Here is a 16,858-nt window from a genome sequence, read left to right as displayed (position 1 = left end):
GGCAGGCCTCAGACAGCGTTGGCGATCGAAGAAGCGGCAGCGCCGGAGACGGCGACCACGCGCTGGACGAAGATACCCGGGGTGATGATGTGTTCCGGGTCCAGTTCACCGAGTTCGACGATCTGGTCAACTTGGGCGATGGCGGTCTTGGCGGCCATGGCCATGATCGGGCCGAAGTTGCGGGCGGCCTTGCGGTAGATCAGGTTGCCCCAACGGTCGCCCTTGTGCGCCTTGATCAGCGCGAAGTCGGCGTGCAGCGGCATCTCCAGAACGTACTGGCGGCCGTCGATTTCACGGGTTTCCTTGCCTTCGGCCAGCAGGGTGCCGTAGCCGGTCGGCGAGAAGAACGCACCGATGCCCGAGCCCGCAGCACGGATACGCTCGGCCAGGTTGCCTTGCGGTACCACTTCCAGCTCGATCTTGCCGGCCCGGTACAGTTCATCGAACACGTAGGAGTCGGACTGGCGCGGGAACGAGCAGACCACCTTGCGTACGCTGCCCGCCTTGAGCAGCGCGGCAAGCCCGACCTCACCGTTGCCGGCATTGTTGCTGATGATGGTGAGGTCGCGGGTACCGGTGGCGATCAGGGCATCAATCAGTTCAGACGGCATGCCGGCAGTGCCAAAACCACCGACCATGATGGTCGAACCGTCGGTGATGCCTTCCACCGCGCTGGCGATGGACTCAAACGTTTTATTGATCAAAGCGAGCTCCTGGTTTTTCCTGGAGTGTGGGTTATCGACCTTGTCTTCGCGTGGCGAAGCGGTGGGCCAATCAGCACCTAGGAATTGTTGGGTGACTGCGTACTAGCGTGCCGCAAGATCGTGCACAAGTAGAGGGAGCTAAGCGGATTTTGTGCGATTATCGAACTGTTGTGCGATGTGTGAGTCGTGATTGCCCGGGCTGTGGTGAGCCCTCAATCTGCTTGTCGGCTGCATGCGTACAGTAGCTATTCACTCGGTATATCGCTCAACAAGGCAACGTGGTACTCCTTCTTCACCCAGGCCCGATATCGCTCTGTGAGCGGCACATCAGTCCATGCCCTTACTTGCTCAGCGGTATAGACGCTAATGTATTGATGCCGGATCGCCTGGAGGCGTATATCAAACGCGGCCTCGGCGTCAGTTCGTTTGGCTGGGGGAATCAACAGCATCTTCACGTTCCTTGTCATCAATGAGTTTGGAAGGGGAATGAAAAAGCCCCGTCCATTTCTGCCCGGGTTTCTGGTCAATGCATTCCGACAGAACGGGTATTCATTGAGGGGGCCTTCAACCCCCCGCCCCAGTAAGTAATGCCAACAAGGCGTCGGCATCCAGCTTTGCGCTCACTTCACCATCTTCCCGCAGGCTGTCGGCCAAGTCCCTCTTGCGAGCGTGCAAGCCGACGATCTGCTCCTCGATGCTGTTCTGGGCGACCAGCCGGTAAATGGTCACTGGGCGCTGCTGACCAATGCGATAGACGCGGCCACTGGCCTGGTCCTCCACCGCCGGGTTCCATCAAGGATCAAGATGGATTACATAGTCAGCAGCGGTCAGGTTCAACGTAAGCGATAAGACACAAAATAAGGGAACTACGTGGCTTGATAGGTCTTGGCGCTAATTCTATAATTTTGTGAATTAACTGGCACAGAATCGGCTAGGTACACACTATGTTGGATTTAAGCTTCAGCAAGCCGAGTGAGGTCGTCAAGCGCCTCTGCGATCGCTTGCGCACAGAGCGCTTGGCGCTGGACATGACACAAGCCGACTTGGCGGGGCGTGCCGGCATTGGCACCAACACCGTTTCCAACCTTGAAGCCGGGCGCAATGTCGGGTTCGAGAACGTTGTCCGGGTGGCGATGGCCCTTGGCCGAACCAAGGAACTCGAAGGCCTGTTCCTGCCAAAGCTGGAAAGCATCGAGGATATTCGGCGCTACGAAAAAAGTGCCAATCGACTTCGTTCAAAAAGGAAGTCCGGCAATGCTTGAGCAGGTGAATGTCTTCTACGAGGGCTGGGGTGAGCGATGGCAGTGGGGCACGCTGGTCTCCACGACCGCCCTGACCGGTCGCCCGCTGATTGTGTTCGAGTACAGCAATGAAGCCAGGCAACGGGGCTTGGAACTGTCCTCCTACAGGCTGCCGTTGGAGGGGGGGCAGTTGCGCCGAGATTTTCCAGACCACCAACTGTACTTGCCAGGGCCTGTTTACGACTCGTTGCCGGATGGGTGGGGCATGTTGTTGATGGACCGTATGTTCAGACGCCGCAGCCTCATCACGGCGCGCATCGGCTCACTGGAACGGCTGGCCTACATCGGTAGCAATGCGATGGGTGCCATGACGTTTGAGCCCGTGGCACCCGAAGGGCAGGAATCTGAAATCCACATCCCGCTGGAGCAGCTTGCCGCCGAAGTGCAGGCAGTGCTCCATGGAGACGGTGGCGAGTTCCTGCAGACGTTGCTGCTGGTGGGCGGCTCGCCTCAAGGTGCGAGGCCTAAGGCCCTGGTCTATCGCGACCCTGAAACTGGCGGGTTTACAACTGCAGTCACGCCGGGCTTTGAAGCATGGTTGATCAAGTTCCCGGCCAAAGAAGAACATGCCGAGGTGTGCGCTATCGAAATGGTCTACGCCGAGTGCCTGCGTAGGTGCGGTATCGAGACCCCTGACACGCAGTACTTCAGTCTGCCTAATGGGTCGGCAGCGTTTGCCAGTAAGCGATTTGACCGCCGGGATGGTCTGCGCGTACCCATGCAAAGCCTCGCGGCCTTTACGGGGGCAAATTACCGGTCTCCGGGGGTGTTGGACTACGTCAACTTCTTGCGGGCAACACAGATGTGTACCAACGACGTGCGAGGGATGGCGGTGGCCTTCGAGCGTGCCGTCTTCAATGTTGCGTTTAACAACAGGGACGATCATCCAAAGAACTTTGCCTACATCATGTCGCAAGACGGTCAGTGGAGACTGTCGCCGGCTTACGATGTGACCTTCTGCGAGGGGCCAAGTGGGTATCACCAGATGGATGTGATGGGGGAAGCCCTGTCGATTTCCCGCACGCAAATGCTTCGGCTTGCCGAGGAAGCCGAGGTGCCCCCGGACGCTGCAGGAAGAGTGATTGACGGCATTTGTGATGTAGCGAGCCGGTTTGCAACCATCGCCGAGAACCTATACCCACAGGTTATTACTCAAGACACCTTGCGCGCGATCCAAGACCGCATCGATCAGAACGTCGCTCGGTTACACCACGGTCACGCGGGCAGCGGTCGCCGTTAAAGAACGGGAGGAGCGGGTGATTCACAACGGCGGTTTGGGAGCAGCAGTGTGGGATTTTTCGAGATCAGCTAAACAGCCCGCCCGACGACGCCTAGAGACTGTCAGGGTCGCCAAAGAACATCTGTATCCGCGACCGCAACCACCGCTCCGCCGGGTCGTTATCCTGCGCCCCGCGCCAAGCCATGTGCAGTTCGAAACTGCGCACTTCAATCGGCAGATCTTCCGCCCGCAAGCCCCCCGCAGCCGTCAGTGCATCCGCCGTGTAGTCCGGTACCGTGGCAACGATATCGGTCCCCGCCAGCAAACTCCCCAGCCCGTTGAACTGCGGCACCGCAAGCACCACGTGGCGCTTGCGGTCAATTTCTTCGAGCGCTTCATCGATGAACCCGGACAGGTCGCCGGCGAACGACACCAACGCATGCGGCCGGGCGCAGAAGTCATCCAGGGTGATGCTGCCCGGCACGCTGTCGGCACGCAGCAGTTTCGGCTTGCTGCGGCGCAGCACCTTGCGCTTGGCGTTGGCGGGCAGTTCACTGGTGTAGCTGACCCCCACCGAGATTTCGCCCGAGGCCAGCAAGGTAGGCATCAGCAGGTAATTGACCCGGCGCACCACCAACACGATACCCGGCGCTTCGGCGCGGATACGCTTGAGCAGTTGCGGCAGCAGGGCGAATTCGGCGTCGTCCGACAGGCCGATGCGGAACACCGCATTGCTGGTGGCCGGGTTGAACTCGGCGGCGCGGCTGACGGCGGTGGAGATGGAGTCCAGCGCCGGGGAGAGCAGGGCGAAGATCTCATGTGCCCGTGCCGAAGGTTCCATGCTGCGGCCGGTGCGCACGAACAACGGGTCGTCGAAGAGGTTGCGCAAGCGCGACAGGGCCGCGCTGATGGCCGGCTGGCCGAGGAATAGCTTCTCGGCAGCACGGGTCACGCTGCGCTCGTGCATCAGCGTTTCGAACACGATCAGCAGGTTGAGGTCTACACGACGCAGGTCGTTTCGATTCATCGGTGCGCTTCGCCTAAAGTGGGGCAGGGGTGAATCTTAAGGCCAAAGGCTGTTACCCTGCACCGATTTCCGGGTGCCAATTCATAGGAATGTCAGGTGCCCAATCGATGACAAGCATGTCGACTATTAATGACCACTGATGGTCTAACGGCCAAAGCCCGGATAAAGTCCGTGGTATTAGAGGTTCACAAGGCGAGGTATGCGATGTCCCGCATGATCCGATTCCACAAGTTCGGCGCTGCCGATGTGCTCCGTTGCGAGGAGCAGGCCGAACCGTCGCCCGCCGCCGACGAGGTGCAGATCCGCGTCCAGGCAATCGGCGTCAGCTGGTATGACGTGCTCTGGCGTCAAAACCTGGCCCCCTCCCAGGCCCGCCTGCCGGCGGGGATCGGTCATGAAATGGCCGGGGTGGTGACGGCTGTCGGCGAAGGGGTCGAGGACATTGCGGTGGGCGACCGGGTCGCCAGCTTCCCGGCCACCAGCGCCAATGATCACCCGGTATACGGCGACGTGATCGTGCTGCCACGCACGGCAATCACCCGGTATCCGGAAATCCTCACGCCGATCGAAGCCAGCGTGCACTACACGCCGCTGCTGATCGCCTACTTTGCCTATGTTGACCTGGCCCGCGCCAAGGCCGGGCAAACGGCGCTGGTCACCGATGCCAGCCACTGCGCAGGGCCTGCGTTCGTGCAACTGGGCAAGGCCCTGGGGCTGAAAGTGTTTGCCGCCACCAAGGCGCCCGAGCAACGCGAGTACTTGCTGGAGCTGGGGGCGGACAAAGTGATCGTCACCGAGGAGCAGGACCTGCTGCTGCAGATCGGCAAGTACACCGACGGTCGCGGCGTGGACATGGTCCTCGATGGCATGGGTGGGCCGCAGATGTCGCTGCTCGGCGATGTCCTGGCACCCCGAGGCAGCCTGGTGCTGTATGGCCTGCAAGGTGGCAACCAGACGCCATTCCCGGCTTGTGCGGCGTTCCAGAAGAACATCCAGTTCTATGTGCACTGCATCGGTAACTTTACCGGCAAACCGGAATTGGGCATCAGCCAGGACCAGGTCGCGCTGCAGCGTGCCTTGCGCGATATCAACCAGTTCACCGCCGACCAACTGCTGACGCCGCAGATCATCAAGGTGTATCCGTTCGATCAGGTGGTCGAGGCGCATCGGTATATGGATGAATGCCCTTGCGGGGGGCGGGTGGTGCTGGATATGGCGCAGCCTGCGTGATCTGACATTGATGACGACAACAGGAACCCGGGCACAGTCCCGGGTTTTTTGTGTTTTGCGGCTGCACATTTTCAGCGTGATACTTGTAGATAATCAGATGCATCCTACAAATTAATAATACGTGGACTACATACTTCAAGGGGTTACCGATTATTGCAGTAATATCCTGGAAGAGATTTGAAGTTGAACGCTTGCAGTGTTCCATTCATTGTGTATTGACGCACTGGCTGAATGGTTTTTTTACCCTTATCTGTATCTTCTATTCGATGTACAACTCTCGATAATGGCCTAGTGATAGTTTGCGCAAGGAGCGTGGAATGAGCATGGCTATGCCCGAGCCAGGGCAGTGTATGGCGGCAGCCTGTCATCAGTGTGGGGCATTTTTTTCGATGGCTTGGCGACAGAGCATGTCACATCGTTACTTCCCAAGACTTGTAGGAAAATTCTTCAGGATCGATGCACTACACGGTGTGCAGTTGACCGTGTAATGAATGCATGAAGTTGATGAGGTGATTACGTGAGCGCTATTCACGAACAGGCTATGCACTATATCTACCAGCAAGTGCTGGAACGCTTGTTGAGCCATATGTCCCAGGCGCAGCGCGCGTCCGTGCAGTTGCTGATACAGCGGCTGCTGGTGGCTGCCGGTGGCCCCGAATACATCGGCACATTCCGTTTGCTGGTACTGCAGGGCAATGACCGCCGAAGTGCCCACCTGTTGGCCATTCTGCGCGCCGCCCAGTTGAGTATTGCCTTGCGCGCCCCGGTGACCTTCCAGTTGCGGGTACTGGTGGTCAACCTGCCGACTGCCGGCAATGCCGCGCTGGACAACCATGAGCGCAGCTTCAACGCCTTGTTCATGCAGGACGACCCGCGGGTACAACTGCAGATGACCGAAGGCTGCGAGGTGGTGCCGTTCAATCGTCGGCCCTCGGCGTCGACCGAGCGCTGGGCCCTGGCACGCAATGCCATGCTGATGTTCGGGCACGGGGTCGATGCCCGGCCCGAAGCCCTGCTGGGCAGCCGGCTGCATCTGGAGCTGGCGGGTGCAGTGGGTGTTGCGCTGCAGGCGCAGTCGCGTGCGGATGTGCTGATTACCGCCGTACCTGCCCGGCAGCGACGCCGTTACCTGGCCTGGGCCCGGCGTAGCCTGTGCCAGGCAGGGGAGCGCGGGCCCCATCTGCTGCATCAGTGCCTGGCGACATTGGCCAGCGGGCTGGGCAGGTTGCAGGGGGTTGCCGGGTCACCCCTGGAGCCTGTGGGCGACCCCAGCCGCGTGGTCGCGGAGGATGCCACGTTGCGGGTGATCGCTATCGATGACTTGCTGCCGCATCTGCTTGAACAAGAGCAGCTCGACCTCATGCTCGGCTGCCGCCTTGACCCTGACCAGGACGCCTGGCCGCTGGCGGCATTCATCGACCCTAAGGCCCTGGCACAGCTGCACGAACTGCGCGCTCGTTGCAGCGAGCCAATGGGCCATCGACAGGCGTTGCGGCTGGCCGGCCCTTGCGCTTTCGATGGGCAGCGCGAGCCAGCTTCGGGGCATCCGGGCAAAGCCTACGGCATCAGCCAGACCCAGCTGATATGCCTGTTGTTCAGCCCCTTTGCCAGGCAGGGCAAGGGCCTTGAACGTTTTCTGCAATGCCGTCATCCCGACATGCAGGTGGCGTTGCCCTACCTGCATCGGGCCTTGCAAGGTAAACCGTGCCCCGATGCGGTGAAGGACTGGTTGGTGAATACCAGTGGCTTGGCACTTGTGCAACTGCGCGCGATTTATGAGGGGCGTCTGCAACCCGCGTCCAGGCGCTTGATGGCGAACCTGGCCCGGCGTGATGTGCACCTGAAATTGTTGCCGGCGCCGTTCGTAGCGGGACGACCTGGCCTAGAGGGCTTGCCCTGATGGGGCGATCGCTGCCGGGCGACTACGCCTATCGCAAGGTGTATCACTACCTCGAATCGCTGATCGACGAGGCCCAGGGGCTTGAGCCATGGCGCCTGCCCTCGTTGCGCACGCTGTCCCGGCGCTTGCGCGTATCGCTGGCCACTGTGCAGAGCGCCTACAGCCTGCTTGAAGAGGAGGGCCGGGTGCATTGCGTGCCGAGGTCGGGCTACTTCGTGCGCGTGGATGGGCAGCCGGGTGGCCCGCCGTTGCCAGCACCGAGCGGGCTAAGCAACGTACCGACGCAGCCCATGCTGGAACGTTCATTGTTTACCCACGAGCGGCGCCTGGCACGCCAGCGGGCTTGGGCGGCTGCCCCGCTGGAGGAGGTCGGCAGCGCGCGGCTGCGTAATGCGCTGGCCGAACGCTATACCCGCTCATCCAGCCATTACTGGCGTGCCGAAGAGGTGCATCTTGCCCCCGATGTACAGGCGTTGCTTGAGGTTGTGCTGGCGGCGCTGGCCCTGCGCGGGGGCACCGTGCTGGTGTGCTCGCCGTGCTGCTGGCAAGTGCTGCGCGCGTTGCAGCGTTGCGGCATGCGCGTGCTTGAGGTGCCACTGAACGCATACGGCGCTGCAGACCTGCAGGCGTTGGCGGGTTTGCTCAGCGCGGAGCCGGTGGGCATGCTGATCATGCCGTCCTGCCTGAGCATGCCCCAGGGCCGGCTGATGTCGCAGCACGACCAGCAGCAGATAGGCCAACTGCTGGGCGAGTACCCGGTGTGGTTGCTGGAGAACGACCTGGACAGCGAGTTGTGCTTCAGCGGGCCGCCGGCTGCGCGCTTGCGCGATTGGGTCGACCCGCGCTGGCTGTTGATGATGGGCTCGTTCGAAGCTGCGGTGGGCGGCGAAGCGCCCTACGCCTATGTGCTGGGGCGGCATGCAACGCTGACCGAGGCCTTCGCCCAGCGTGCGTTTCAGCTCGCGCCCTTGCGGCTGCAGGCGCTGGCGCTGATGCTTGGCAAAGGCGAAATCGAACGCCAGTCAGAAAAGCTGCGCGCAGAACTGCAATGGCGCATGGAGTGCCTAGGCCAACAACTCAGGTTGCAACTGGGTGAGCAAGTCTCCTTCCAGATGCCCGAGGGTGGCTGGACCCTGTGGCTGCGGTTACGCCGGCCAGTGCCGTTGGATGGCATCGTGGCGGCGCTGTCAGGCACCGTCTTGCGTGTGGTCCCGGGCGGGCAACACAGCCTGCAGGTGCGTCATCAGCAATACCTGGCGCTGCGGTGGGTGGGGGAAGGGCTCGATGCGCTGCAACAGGCTCTGGAGAAGCTGGCGCAGGCGCTGGAGCTGCGTTGCGGCCGGCCAGTGGGGTAGCAGTCGAGGGTGAATGGTAACAGGGGCCACTTTACGGCCCCTGTTGCGGGTGCCCGTCTGCCTACTGTTCCTGCCCCTGGCGCAAGCGGGTGCTGATCAATGCCGCCAGTACCAGCATCGAGGCGATGATCCACAAGCCGTTGCGGGTGCTGCCGGTTGCCTGCTCGATCAGGCCCATCACCGACGGCCCGACGAAGCCGCCAAACAGGCCGCACGTGGTGACGAAGGCCAGGCCCGCCGCCAGCGCGTTGCCGCTCAAGCGGCTGGAGGGGAAGACGAAGATGATCGACTGCACCACGAACAGCATCAGCGCGGTCAGCGAAAACCCGATCAGGCCGATGAACGAACTGGACAGCGAGGCGAGCAGCAGCCCGGCCGACATGGTCAGCAACCCGAAGAACAGCAGGGTGCGGCAACGATTGGGCGAAGTCGCCAGGCGGGGCAATGTCGCAGCGCCAATGGCGGCGGCAATCCACGGCACCGAGGTCAGCAACCCGACCTGGAAGGGCGACAGCGCGGCATAGGTGCCGATGATGCCAGGCAAGAAGAAGATCACCGTGTAGATGGTGATCTGGTGCACGAAGTACACCGCGATCGCCAACCAGATCTGCTTGTCGCGAAACATCTGCCCCAGCTTGCTTTGTTGCGGCGCCGCAGCCCGTTCGGCGTTCAGGCGGCGCTCGATGTCCTGGGCATCGGCGGCTGACAGCCAGGGCGCCGATGCCGGGCCATCGGGCAGTTTTTTCCACACCACGTAGGCCAGGGCCACCGCAGGCAGGCCTTCGAGCACGAACAGCCATTGCCAGCCGTGCCAGCCCAGCACGCCGTCCATTTCCAGCAGGGCGCCGCCCAGCGGCCCGCTGAGGATGTTGGCCACGCATACCCCCAGCAGGAAGTAGCCGGTGGCACGGGCACGCTGTTCGCGGTCAAACCAGTACGTCAGGTACAGCATGACGCCAGGGAACAGGCCGGCTTCGGCCACCCCCAGCAGCAGGCGCATGATGTAGAACGAGGTTTCGCCCTGGACGAACGCCATGCCCGCCGAGAGCAGGCCCCAGGTGATCATGATGCGGGTGATCCAGAAGCGCGCGCCGACCCGGTGCATGATCAGGTTGCTCGGCACTTCGGCCAAGGCATAGGTCAGGAAGAACAAGCCCGCGCCCAGCCCATAGGCCGCCGCCGACAGGCCCAGGTCGATGCCCATGCTTGCCTTGGCCAGGGCGATGTTGGTGCGGTCGAGAAAGCTCATCACGTAGACGACGATAAGCAGCGGCATCAATTTGCGCAGCAACAGGCCGTTAAGGCGCTGTTCGGTAGCGACGGCAGGCGCGGCGGCCGCTGTCGTGCCAGTGAGGATTGTCATTGTTTTTTCCCCGTGAAAAGTGCTGGTGGTGTGCCGCGCCAATGGCGGCACACCGAGGTGGGTAGGTCAGGAACGGTTGATGTCGAGCCACACCGCGCCATTGGGGTACTGGTAGCGCTCCAGGGTGTCAGCGTGCATTTCGATGCTGTAGCCCGGGCGCTGCGGTGGCATGTAGCGACCGCGACGGATCACCACCGGGTCGAGGAAGTGTTCGTGCAGGTGATCGACGTATTCCAGCACCCGATTGTGCAGCGAGGCCGACACGGCGATGTAGTCGAACAAGGCAATGTTCTGCACATATTCGCACAGCCCGACCCCGCCGCCATGCGGGCAGACCGGCACATCGTACTTGGCGGCCATCAGCAGCACGATCAGCACCTCGTTGAGGCCACCCAGGCGGGCTGCGTCCAGCTGGCAGAAGTCCAGCGCGCCGGCCTGGAACATCTGCTTGAACATCACCCGGTTGTGGCAGTGCTCACCGGTGGCCACGCCAATGGGTGCGATGCGCTGGCGGATGGCGGCGTGGCCGAGGATGTCATCCGGGCTGGTGGGTTCTTCGATCCACAGTGGCTCGAACGCCGCCAGACGGCGCATGTTGGCCACCGACTCATCGACGCTCCAGACTTGGTTGGCGTCCATCATCAGGGTGCGTTCCCAGCCAATTTCGTCGCGCAGGATGCTGGCGCGGCGGATGTCTTCTTCAAGGTCAGCGCCGATTTTTTGCTTGATGTGGGTCCAGCCGTCCGCCACCGCCTCACGTGCCAGTTGGCGCATCTTCTCTTCGCTGTAGCCGAGCCAGCCGGGTGCGGTGGTGTAGCCGGGGTAGCCTTCGCGCAGCATCTGCGCTTCGCGCTGGGCCTTGCCTGGCGCCTGGCGGCGGAGCAGGGCGATGGCCTCTTCGGGGGTCAGCACGTCGGTCACGTAGCTGAAATCCAGGCAACGTACCAGTTGCTCAGGGGTCATGTCGGCCAGCAGTTTCCACACCGGTTTGCCTTCGTGCTTGGCCCACAGGTCCCAAACGGCGTTGACGATGGCCGCCGTGGCCAGGTGGATCACGCCTTTTTCCGGGCCCAGCCAGCGCAGCTGGCTGTCGCCGACGGTGAAGCGGTGCCAGAACGCGCCCATGTCGGCAGTGATGTCTTCCAGGGTCTGGCCAACGATCATCGGTGCCAGCGACTGCACCGCTGCCGCGCAGATCTCGTTGCCGCGGCCGATGGTGAAGGTCAGGCCGTGGCCTTCCAGGGCAGCGGCATCGGTGTGCAGCACGACGTAGGCGGCCGAGTAGTCAGGGGCGCTGTTCATGGCGTCGGAGCCGTCCAGCGACAGCGACGTCGGGAAGCGGATGTCACGAACGCTCAGGTGGGTAATGCGTATGCTCATGGCGGACTCTTGTTCTGGTCGGGCAGTGGGAGACCTGACTGTAGGTTGTCGAGCGATACAGGCATAATCGCCAATTCCTAAGTAGGGATATCGAAATTGATATGTCTCAGATGCCCCCGGACACGCCGCCGCTGACGCCATCTCTCGGCACATTGAAGATTTCCAGCCGCCAGATCACCTTGCTCAACGCGCTGGGCGAATTTGGCAACCTGCGCCGCGCCGCTGCGGCCATGCACACCACGCAACCGGCGGCCAGCCTGCTGTTGCAGCAACTGGAAGAACGTCTGGGCGTGCGCTTGTTCGAGCGCCTGCCACGCGGCATGCAGCCGACGCTGTATGGCGAGGTGATGATTCGCTATGCGCAGAACGCGCTGCACGAGTTCGAGCATGCCCAGGCACAGATCGCCGAGCTGGCCCGCGGTGCCTCGGGCCTGGTCCGGGTGGGCAGTGTCATGGGGCCGGTGCCCGGCCTGCTGACCAAGGCGGTGCTGGCCTACAAGCGCGACCACCCCAAGGTGCGGATCTCCCTTGAAGTCGGGACCAGCGACACCTTGCTGCCGGCGCTGTTGCGCGGTGATTTCGACATGGTGGTCGGGCGCCTGCCAGACCAGAGCGACAGCCAGGACCTGAACATCGAACTGTTCGAAGGGGGTGAGCAGATGCGCGTGATCGCCCGCGCCGGGCACCCGTTGGCCAACGCCAAGGCATTGCAGCTGGCAGACCTAGTGGCCCTGACCTGGATCCTGCACCCCATCGGCAGCCCCATGCGCCGGCGGGTCGAGAGCGCCTTGCAGGCGGGCGGCATGGTGCAGTCGCTGGACATCGTCGAAACCGCCTCGATCCTGGCCACCACCGCCATGCTCGAAGCCTCCGAAATGATTGCCGTGGTGCCCAACGATGTGGCCCAGCACTATGCGCGCTACGGCATGGTCGCCATCCTGCCGGTGGAGCTGCCGATCACCATGGCCAACCTGGGCTTGCTGACCCTGCGCTCGCGGCCCAATTCCGTGGCCCTGGACCGCTTGCTGCAGTACCTGCGGGCGCAATAGCCATGCCTTCACACCTTTTCGAGGTTGCCCTCTGATGCCGTCGGACATTACCCATTCCAGCTTCTGCAACTGGGTCCGCTTCAAGCACCTGGTGCTGATCGACACCCTGGCACGTACTCGCAACATGCACGCCACCGCCACCCGCATGAACCTCAGCCAACCTGCCCTGAGCAAGATGCTGCGGGACCTGGAAGAGCAGTTCGGCTTTGCTTTGTTCGAGCGCCTGCCACGCAGCATGCCGCCTACCGAGCTTGGCGAGTACGTGGTGCGCTACGCCCAGGGGGTGCTGGCCGACTCGCAGCAGTTCGTCGACCAGGTCAACCGGCTGCGCAAAGGCGGGCATGGGTTTATCCGGGTTGGCGGTATCTTCGCGGCTACCCCCGTGGTGCTGCCCCAGGCGATTGCCGCCATCAAGGCGCGCAGCCCGTTGCTGTCGATCGAGGTGGTGGAGCACTCCAGTGACCATCTGCTGGCCATGCTGGAGCAGAACAAGCTCGATATCATGATCGGCCGCTTCACCGAAGAGCGCTTCAGCCAGTTGTTCGATTATCAGCCCCTGGAGCCCGAGCCCTTCAGCCTGGTGGTCAACAGCCGCCACCCGCTCAATGCCCTTGCCAGCACCCCGTTGGAGGCCCTGGGTGACTGGCCATGGGTGCTGTACCCCGTGGGTACGCCGATCCGCAACCGCCTGGAGCAGGCGTTCAGGGTTGCCGGCATTGCCACGCCGGCGGACAGCGTCGAGACCATTTCGATGCCGATGTTCCTGCAGTTGCTGCAGTCCGGCCCGATGATCGCCATGCTGCCCAGGTCAATGGTCGCCGCGCAACTGAACAGCGGCCAGTTCAAGGAGTTGCAAAGCCCCTTGCACTTACCGGCACTGGAATACGGCATCGTCACCCGCAAGGACGAGCCGCTGACCCCGTCGGCCCGGGAGTTCGTCGACATTCTGCTCGACTTCGCGCAGCAACGGCGTGACGCGCCAGGGGTGCCAAGCGATTGATAAATGACCACTGACAGGCGGTATCGATAACCCAGGGTTATCGCGTGATCGGATCATCTCATTGGGAATGTTGCGCAAGGCTTCTTACAGTGGTCGCAGATTCGCCCGGCATCGAACGGGCGTCGCCATAACAAGAAGTCAGCAGCACCGCCCTGAGAGGTCCCATGCAACTGATTGCCCGATCCGGTGACCTTGCCGTCATCCGCCTCAACCCGCTGGACAACGTCCTTATCGCCCGCCAGGCCTTGCCTGAAGGCCTGCACCTGGACGCCGAGGCGATCACCGTGCGCCAGGCGATCCCCTCGGGGCACAAAGTGGCCACGCAGCGTGTGGAACAGGGCCAGCCCCTGCGCCGCTATGGCCAGATCATCGGTTTTGCGTCCCAGCCCATCGACGCTGGCGACCATGTACACGTCCACAACGTGCAGATGGGCGATTTCGCCCGTGACTACGCCTTTGGCGTCGATGCCCGCAGCACGCCGAGCCGCGAGGCGGTGTTCGAGGGCATCGTGCGTGCCGATGGGCGGGTGGCCACCCGCAACTACATTGGCATTCTCACCTCGGTGAACTGCTCGGCGACCGTGGCCCGGGCCGTGGCCGACCACTTTCGCCGCGACATTCACCCCGCAGCCTTGGCCGACTACCCCAATATCGATGGCGTGGTGGCATTGACCCACGGCGCCGGTTGCGCGGTCGACCCCTCTGGCGAGGCGCTGGGCTTGTTGCGTCGCACCCTGGCGGGTTACGCCGTACACGCCAATTTCGCTGCCGTGCTGATCATCGGCCTTGGCTGTGAAACCAACCAGATCGAAAGCCTGCTCGAAACCCAGGGGCTGACCACCAGCACCCAGTTGCGCGCCTTTACCATCCAAGGCATCGGTGGCACCTCGAAGACCATCGCCGCCGGCATCGAGCAGGTCAAGGGGCTGCTGGCCGAGGCCAACCAGGTGCAGCGCGAGCCGGTCAGTGCGCGCCACCTGATCGTTGGCCTGCAATGTGGTGGGTCCGATGGCTACTCGGGGATCACCGCCAACCCGGCGTTGGGCAATGCCGTTGACCGACTGGTGGCCGCCGGTGGTACGGCGATCCTTTCCGAAACACCTGAAATCTATGGCGCGGAGCACCTGCTGACCCGTCGCGCGGTCAGCCGTGAGGTGGGCGAGAAGCTGGTCGCCCGCATCCACTGGTGGGAAGACTACTGCCAGCGCATGAATGCCGAACTGAACAACAACCCTTCGGCCGGCAACAAGGCCGGTGGCCTCACCACCATCCTCGAGAAGTCGCTGGGCGCGGTGGCCAAGGCCGGTTCCAGTAACCTGGTCGATGTCTACCAGTACGCAGAAGCGGTGCGGGCCCAGGGCCTGGTGTTCATGGACACGCCGGGCTACGACCCGGTCTCGGCCACTGGCCAAGTCGCCGGCGGCGCCAACCTGATCGCCTTCACCACCGGCCGCGGCTCGGCCTACGGCTGCGCGCCGGCACCGTCCATCAAGCTGGCGACCAACAACCGGGTGTTCGAGCACCAGGAAGAAGACATGGACGTCAACTGCGGTGGCATCGCCGATGGCTCCACCAGCATCGAAGAGCGCGGCGCGTACATCTTCGAACAGATGCTGCGCATCGCGTCCGGCGCGCGCAGCAAAAGCGAACAGCACGGCTACGGGCAGAACGAGTTCGTGCCCTGGCAGATCGGCGCCGTGACCTGATCGACAGCCCATTCCTGATTTTTGAGGCAACCCCTATGCACGTTAGCGGATACAACTTCATTGCCGGCCAGCGCAGCGCTCAGGGCCAGACCCTGGTCTACAGCGTCGATGCCCACACCGGTGAACGCCTGCCGGTCGCTTTCCACCAGGCTACCCTGGCCGAGGTCGACAACGCCGTAAATGCTGCCTCTGCGGCCTTCCCGCTGTTTCGCAACCTGGCATCCGTGCGCCGCGCCGAGTTCCTGGAGGCCATTGCCGACGAGCTCGACGCCCTCGGTGAAGACTTCATCGCCTTGACCTGCCAGGAAACGGCCCTGCCAACGGCCCGTATCCTCGGCGAGCGCGGCCGTACCAGCGGGCAGATGCGCCTGTTCGCCCAGGTGCTGCGCCGGGGTGACTTCTATGGCGCCCGCATCGACCAGGCACTGCCTGCCCGTACGCCTCTGCCACGGCCTGATTTGCGCCAGTACCGCATTGGCGTAGGCCCGGTGGCGGTATTTGGGGCTAGCAACTTCCCCCTGGCGTTCTCCACGGCGGGGGGTGACACCGCAGCGGCCCTGGCGGCCGGTTGCCCGGTCGTTTTCAAGGCCCACAGCGGCCATATGGCCACCGCCGAGCGGGTCGCCGAGGCCGTGATCCGGGCCGCTGAACGCACCGGCATGCCGGCCGGTGTGTTCAACATGATCTTCGGTGGCGGCGTTGGCGAGGCATTGGTCAAGCACCCTGGCATCCAGGCAGTGGGCTTCACCGGTTCGCTCAAGGGCGGGCGTGCGCTGTGCGACATGGCGGCGGCAAGGCCACAGCCGATCCCGGTATTCGCCGAAATGTCGAGTATCAACCCGGTGCTGGTACTGCCTCAGGCCTTGGCCAACCGCGGCGCGCAACTGGCCAAGGAACTCACCGCTTCGGTGGTGCAGGGCTGTGGCCAGTTCTGCACCAACCCGGGCTTGGTCCTGGGCATTCGCTCACCGGCGTTCAATGCTTTCATCGAGCAATTGGCCGGGCACATGGCTGACCAAGCGCCACAGACCATGCTCAACGCCGGCACCTTGAACAGCTACGGCAAAGGCCTGCAGGCCTTGGCTGCCCACCCGGGGGTGAAGCGGTTGAGTGGCCTGGCGCAACAGGGTAATCAGGCCCAGCCGCACCTGTTCGAGGCCGATGTCAGCCTGCTGCTGGAGCAGGACGAGCTGCTTCAGGAAGAAGTGTTCGGCCCTTGCACGGTAGTGGTTCAGGTAGCCGACGACGCCGAGCTGCTGCGTGCGGTCGCAGCCTTGCGCGGGCAATTGACCGCCACGCTGCTGGCGGACGATGCGGACCTCGCGGGCTACGGCCATCTGCTCGGTGCGTTGGAAGAGAAAGTCGGTCGCGTTCTGCTCAACGGCTACCCCACCGGGGTCGAGGTGTGCGATGCGATGGTGCACGGTGGCCCGTATCCGGCCACTTCGGACGCCCGTGGCACCTCGGTCGGCACCCTGGCCATCGACCGCTTCCTGCGCCCGGTGTGCTACCAGAACGTGCCGGATGCCTTGCTGCCCGCCGCCTTGCAGAACGCCAACCCGCTGGGCATCCAGCGCCTGGTCGATGGCAAGCCAAGCCGCGCGGCCCTGAACTGATCGTGGAG

Annotated in this window: 14 protein-coding genes; 9 read left to right on the top strand and 5 right to left on the bottom strand. The window is 63.0% G+C overall.

The window, feature by feature from the left end; genetic code table 11:
• Positions 1 to 8: 8 nt before the first annotated feature.
• The gene (locus LJX93_RS15170) at positions 9 to 704 is read right to left on the bottom strand and encodes a 3-oxoacid CoA-transferase subunit A (protein ID WP_186655939.1); all 696 of its coding nucleotides are present in this window, start codon (positions 702 to 704) and stop codon (positions 9 to 11) included.
• A 564-nt stretch (positions 705 to 1,268) separates the two neighbouring features.
• Complete coding sequence (locus tag LJX93_RS15165) at positions 1,269 to 1,484, bottom strand: hypothetical protein (protein WP_227696142.1); 216 nt, start codon at positions 1,482 to 1,484, stop codon at positions 1,269 to 1,271.
• A 164-nt stretch (positions 1,485 to 1,648) separates the two neighbouring features.
• On the opposite strand from LJX93_RS15165, the gene LJX93_RS15160 reads away from it, so the two are divergent.
• Entirely contained in the window at positions 1,649 to 1,966 is a 318-nt protein-coding gene (locus LJX93_RS15160) for a helix-turn-helix domain-containing protein (protein WP_227696141.1), read from the top strand.
• Positions 1,959 to 3,245 carry a type II toxin-antitoxin system HipA family toxin gene (locus tag LJX93_RS15155; protein ID WP_227696140.1) on the top strand — a complete coding sequence of 429 codons (1,287 nt, stop codon included), beginning with the start codon at positions 1,959 to 1,961 and terminating at the stop codon, positions 3,243 to 3,245. The genes LJX93_RS15160 and LJX93_RS15155 overlap by 8 nt, the downstream gene beginning before the upstream one ends.
• A 91-nt stretch (positions 3,246 to 3,336) precedes the next feature.
• Here LJX93_RS15155 and LJX93_RS15150 read toward each other — a convergent pair whose 3' ends face one another.
• Positions 3,337 to 4,251, bottom strand: coding sequence for a LysR family transcriptional regulator (locus tag LJX93_RS15150; protein WP_033698396.1), 915 nt, complete (start codon positions 4,249 to 4,251; stop codon positions 3,337 to 3,339).
• A gap of 204 nt (positions 4,252 to 4,455) precedes the next feature.
• Between LJX93_RS15150 and LJX93_RS15145 the strand changes: the two genes are divergently transcribed.
• From LJX93_RS15145 to LJX93_RS15135, 3 genes are all read left to right on the top strand, one after another.
• Entirely contained in the window at positions 4,456 to 5,481 is a 1,026-nt protein-coding gene (locus LJX93_RS15145; protein ID WP_227696139.1) for a zinc-dependent alcohol dehydrogenase family protein, read from the top strand.
• A gap of 517 nt (positions 5,482 to 5,998) precedes the next feature.
• Entirely contained in the window at positions 5,999 to 7,381 is a 1,383-nt protein-coding gene (locus tag LJX93_RS15140) for a hypothetical protein (protein WP_033698393.1), read from the top strand.
• Entirely contained in the window at positions 7,381 to 8,736 is a 1,356-nt protein-coding gene (locus LJX93_RS15135; protein ID WP_227696138.1) for an aminotransferase class I/II-fold pyridoxal phosphate-dependent enzyme, read from the top strand. The genes LJX93_RS15140 and LJX93_RS15135 overlap by 1 nt, the downstream gene beginning before the upstream one ends.
• Positions 8,737 to 8,797: 61 nt before the next feature.
• On the opposite strand, the gene LJX93_RS15130 is transcribed toward LJX93_RS15135, so the two are convergent.
• A complete protein-coding gene (locus tag LJX93_RS15130) occupies positions 8,798 to 10,099 on the bottom strand; it encodes an MFS transporter (RefSeq protein ID WP_095064395.1) in 1,302 nt (433 codons plus the stop codon).
• Between the two features lie 66 nt (positions 10,100 to 10,165).
• Positions 10,166 to 11,479, bottom strand: coding sequence for an L-fuconate dehydratase (locus LJX93_RS15125; RefSeq protein WP_033698389.1), 1,314 nt, complete (start codon positions 11,477 to 11,479; stop codon positions 10,166 to 10,168).
• A gap of 101 nt (positions 11,480 to 11,580) precedes the next feature.
• On the opposite strand from LJX93_RS15125, the gene LJX93_RS15120 reads away from it, so the two are divergent.
• The 4 genes from LJX93_RS15120 (at position 11,581) to LJX93_RS15105 (ending at position 16,850) form a co-directional block, all read left to right on the top strand.
• Positions 11,581 to 12,528 (top strand): LysR family transcriptional regulator, encoded by a 948-nt coding sequence (locus LJX93_RS15120; RefSeq protein WP_033698387.1) that lies wholly within the window; start codon positions 11,581 to 11,583, stop codon positions 12,526 to 12,528.
• A 34-nt stretch (positions 12,529 to 12,562) separates the two neighbouring features.
• Positions 12,563 to 13,528 carry a LysR family transcriptional regulator gene (locus LJX93_RS15115; RefSeq protein WP_033698384.1) on the top strand — a complete coding sequence of 322 codons (966 nt, stop codon included), beginning with the start codon at positions 12,563 to 12,565 and terminating at the stop codon, positions 13,526 to 13,528.
• Between the two features lie 164 nt (positions 13,529 to 13,692).
• Entirely contained in the window at positions 13,693 to 15,234 is a 1,542-nt protein-coding gene (locus tag LJX93_RS15110; RefSeq protein ID WP_033698382.1) for a UxaA family hydrolase, read from the top strand.
• Positions 15,235 to 15,269: 35 nt separating this feature from the next.
• Positions 15,270 to 16,850 (top strand): aldehyde dehydrogenase (NADP(+)), encoded by a 1,581-nt coding sequence (locus tag LJX93_RS15105; protein WP_033698381.1) that lies wholly within the window; start codon positions 15,270 to 15,272, stop codon positions 16,848 to 16,850.
• Positions 16,851 to 16,858: the final 8 nt, after the last annotated feature.

Source organism: Pseudomonas sp. HN2-3, from assembly GCF_020691745.1.
Taxonomy (GTDB): domain Bacteria; phylum Pseudomonadota; class Gammaproteobacteria; order Pseudomonadales; family Pseudomonadaceae; genus Aquipseudomonas; species Aquipseudomonas capeferrum.
This window is presented reverse-complemented; position numbering and strand designations above follow the sequence as displayed.

Coding starts and splice junctions, on each gene's coding strand:
- LJX93_RS15110 (WP_033698382.1), top strand. CDS start 13,693: ATGCAACTGATTGCCCGATCCGGTGACCTTGCCGTCATCCGCCTCAAC.
- LJX93_RS15150 (WP_033698396.1), bottom strand. CDS start 4,251: ATGAATCGAAACGACCTGCGTCGTGTAGACCTCAACCTGCTGATCGTG.
- LJX93_RS15160 (WP_227696141.1), top strand. CDS start 1,649: ATGTTGGATTTAAGCTTCAGCAAGCCGAGTGAGGTCGTCAAGCGCCTC.
- LJX93_RS15105 (WP_033698381.1), top strand. CDS start 15,270: ATGCACGTTAGCGGATACAACTTCATTGCCGGCCAGCGCAGCGCTCAG.
- LJX93_RS15120 (WP_033698387.1), top strand. CDS start 11,581: ATGTCTCAGATGCCCCCGGACACGCCGCCGCTGACGCCATCTCTCGGC.
- LJX93_RS15135 (WP_227696138.1), top strand. CDS start 7,381: ATGGGGCGATCGCTGCCGGGCGACTACGCCTATCGCAAGGTGTATCAC.
- LJX93_RS15145 (WP_227696139.1), top strand. CDS start 4,456: ATGTCCCGCATGATCCGATTCCACAAGTTCGGCGCTGCCGATGTGCTC.
- LJX93_RS15115 (WP_033698384.1), top strand. CDS start 12,563: ATGCCGTCGGACATTACCCATTCCAGCTTCTGCAACTGGGTCCGCTTC.
- LJX93_RS15130 (WP_095064395.1), bottom strand. CDS start 10,099: ATGACAATCCTCACTGGCACGACAGCGGCCGCCGCGCCTGCCGTCGCT.
- LJX93_RS15125 (WP_033698389.1), bottom strand. CDS start 11,479: ATGAGCATACGCATTACCCACCTGAGCGTTCGTGACATCCGCTTCCCG.
- LJX93_RS15155 (WP_227696140.1), top strand. CDS start 1,959: ATGCTTGAGCAGGTGAATGTCTTCTACGAGGGCTGGGGTGAGCGATGG.